The 2,919-nt window shown below is 64.9% G+C and carries 3 protein-coding genes; all 3 read right to left on the reverse strand.

What is annotated here, in order from left to right; translation table 11 throughout:
• The coding region (locus Q0025_RS14880; protein ID WP_297300493.1) for an FMN-binding glutamate synthase family protein at window positions 1-1,301 on the reverse strand (1,301 nt) is incomplete at its 3' end.
• On the reverse strand, window positions 1,301-2,032 hold the full coding sequence (locus Q0025_RS14885; protein WP_297300495.1) for a protein glxC: 732 nt from the start codon (window positions 2,030-2,032) through the stop codon (window positions 1,301-1,303). The genes Q0025_RS14880 and Q0025_RS14885, both read right to left, overlap by 1 nt.
• A partial coding sequence (locus Q0025_RS14890) for a glutamine amidotransferase family protein (RefSeq protein WP_297300497.1) occupies window positions 2,029-2,919 on the reverse strand: 891 nt, incomplete at its 5' end. The genes Q0025_RS14890 and Q0025_RS14885, both read right to left, overlap by 4 nt.

Raw genomic sequence — 2,919 nt, forward strand, 5'->3', positions numbered from 1 at the left:
CCTGCGAGGGGGACGCCGGCCATGGCGGCGGCCTCGACGGTCAGGGCCACCAAATCTTCCGGTTCGAGATTGTGGACATGGCTCTTGCCGGCGGCGCGGGCGATCGTCTGCGTCTCGAGCGTCAGCACCGACAGATAATTGGCGAGCCGCCGCCCGGCGCCGAGCGGATCGAGCCTTTTCGCCAGATCCGGATCCTGCGTCGTGATGCCGGCCGGGTCGCGGCCCTCGTGCCAATCGTCATAGGCGCCAGCGACCGTACCCAAGGCTTCGTAATCGGCTTCCCAATGCGGATCGTTGTCGCCGAGCGCGACGAGCGCCGCGGTGCCGATCGAGACCGCATCGGCGCCGAGCGCCAAAGCCTTTGCCACATCGGCGCCGTTGCGGATGCCGCCGGAGACGATGAGCTGTACCTTGCGGTGCATGCCAAGGTCCTGCAGCGCCTTCACCGCCGGGCGGATCGCCGCCAGGATCGGAATGCCGACATGTTCGATGAACACTTCCTGCGTCGCCGCCGTGCCGCCCTGCATGCCGTCGAGCACGATGACGTCGGCCCCGGCCTTCACCGCCAGCGCGATGTCGTAATAGGGCCGCGAGGCGCCGACCTTCACATAGATCGGCTTCTCCCAATCGGTGATCTCGCGCAATTCCTCGATCTTGATCTCAAGATCGTCCGGCCCCGTCCAATCCGGGTGCCGGCAGGCCGAGCGCTGGTCGATCCCCTCGGGCAAGGTGCGCATCTTGGCGACGCGCGGCGAAATCTTCTGGCCGAGCAGCATGCCGCCGCCGCCGGGCTTCGCCCCCTGCCCGACCACGACCTCGATCGCATCGGCCTTGCGCAGATCGTCGGGGTTCATGCCGTAACGCGACGGCAGATATTGATAGACGAGGATTTTCGAATGGCCGCGCTCTTCCGGCGTCATGCCGCCGTCGCCCGTCGTCGTCGACGTGCCGACGATCGAGGCGCCGCGCCCCAAGGCTTCCTTGGCCTGCGCCGACAGCGAGCCGAAGCTCATGCCGGCGATGGTGATCGGGATTTTGAGCTCGATCGGCTTCTTCGCGAAGCGCGTGCCGAGCGTGACCGCCGTGCCGCATTTCTCGCGATAGCCTTCGAGCGGGTAGCGCGACATCGACGCGCCGAGAAACAGCAAATCGTCGAAATGCGGCAGATGCCGCTTGGCGCCGGCGCCGCGGATGTCATAGATGCCGGTCGCCGCCGCACGGCGGATTTCCGACAGCGTATATTGATCGAAAGTCGACGAGAACCGCGGCGCGGTGCGCGGGATTTTGACTTGCTCGTTCATCAATAAGCTCCCGCATTATCGACGTGGAAATGATAGAGGGTGCGGGCCGAGCCGTAGCGCTTGAACTCGCCGACATCGACCGTGCCGGCAAGGCCGAGCTCCTTGAACTTGGCGTAGAGCTCGGCGCGGTGCTGATCGTCCATCTCTTTTTCGATGCAATCGGCGCCAAGGCTCGCGACCGAGCCGCGCGCATAAAGCTTGGCCTCGTAGAGCGAATCGCCGAACGCCTCGCCGACATCGCCGAACACTGCCAAGGTGCCGGCCTGCGCCATGAAGGCCGACATCGGGCCGATCGAGCCCTTGACGATAATGTCGACGCCCTTCATCGAAATGCCGCAGCGCCCCGAGGCATTGCCGTCGACGATGATGGTGCCGCCATGCGCCGTGGCGCCGAGCGAATCGCTGGCATTGCCGCGCACATGGATCAGGCCCGACATCATGTTCTCGCCGAGGCCGATGCCGGCGCTGCCCGCGATGAGGAGCGTCGCCTGCTTGTTCATGCCGCCGCAATAATAGCCGACGTCGCCGTCGATCTCGATCGTCACGTCGGCATCGACGCCGCTGGCGATGGCATGCATGCCGCGCGGGTTCAACACCCGCACCGTGGTCGCGTTGCTGCCCGGCTTGATCGCATGCAGCATCTCGTTCAGCGCCCGCACCGAGCTCGTGGCGAGATCGATCGTGTGGGAGAAGGCCTGATCCTTCGTTCTGGTCTGCGATTGGATGTTCATGCCGCGCGGTTCCAGAAATAGACGGTGGAGGGATTGGGTTCGAAAATACGCGCCTTCTCGATGCCGGGCAGCGCGCTCAAGGCGCGGAACTCGGTGCCGAAGGCGACATATTGATCGGTCTCGGCCATGACCGCGTGCTTGCAGGCGATCGGATCGCGCAAAACGCCGAAGCCGTCGTCGGTGCCGACAACGAAGGTGTAGAAGCCGTCGAGGTCCTTCAGGGAGGATTCGAGCGCTTCGCCCAGGCTGTCGCCTTCCGCCAGACGCCAAGACAGATAGCCGGCGGCAACCTCCGTATCGTTCTCGGTCGCAAACGAAATGCCCTCGCGGATCAGCCGGCGGCGGACCTGATTGTGGTTCGACAACGAGCCGTTGTGGACAAGGCACTGGTCCCGGCCGGTCGAAAACGGATGCGCGCCCGCCGTCGTCACCGCCGATTCGGTCGCCATCCGCGTATGGCCGATGCCATGGCTGCCGCGCATGCCGGCGAGACCGAACTTCTTCGCCACATCGACCGGCAGGCCGACCTCCTTATAAAGCTCCATATGCGTGCCGATGGAGCTGACCGTCAGCGCCGGCGCGGCATGCTTGATCTTCTGCAAGGTCGCATCGAGATCGCCCGTCGGCACGCTGACGACGATATGCGTACCGCGCCGCGTCAGGCTCGCGCCCGGCTTCAGCGCCTTCTCCAAAGCGGCAAAATCTTCGAAATCGGCCGGCGCCCGCAGCGTAATCTTGGTGCGGCTCTTCTCGCCCTCGCCATAAACCGCAAACCCGGCGCTGTCCGGCCCCCGCGCCGTCATCGTCTCCAGCATGATCGCAAGGTGCTTGCCGAGTTCAGGCTCAAGCGCCGGATCCTTCAGGAATAGTCCTACAATCCCACACAT

It is taken from the genome of uncultured Methylovirgula sp., from assembly GCF_947646745.1.
Classification (GTDB): Bacteria; Pseudomonadota; Alphaproteobacteria; order Rhizobiales; family Beijerinckiaceae; genus Methylovirgula.

Coding starts and splice junctions, on each gene's coding strand:
- Q0025_RS14885 (WP_297300495.1), bottom strand. CDS start 2,032: ATGAACATCCAATCGCAGACCAGAACGAAGGATCAGGCCTTCTCCCAC.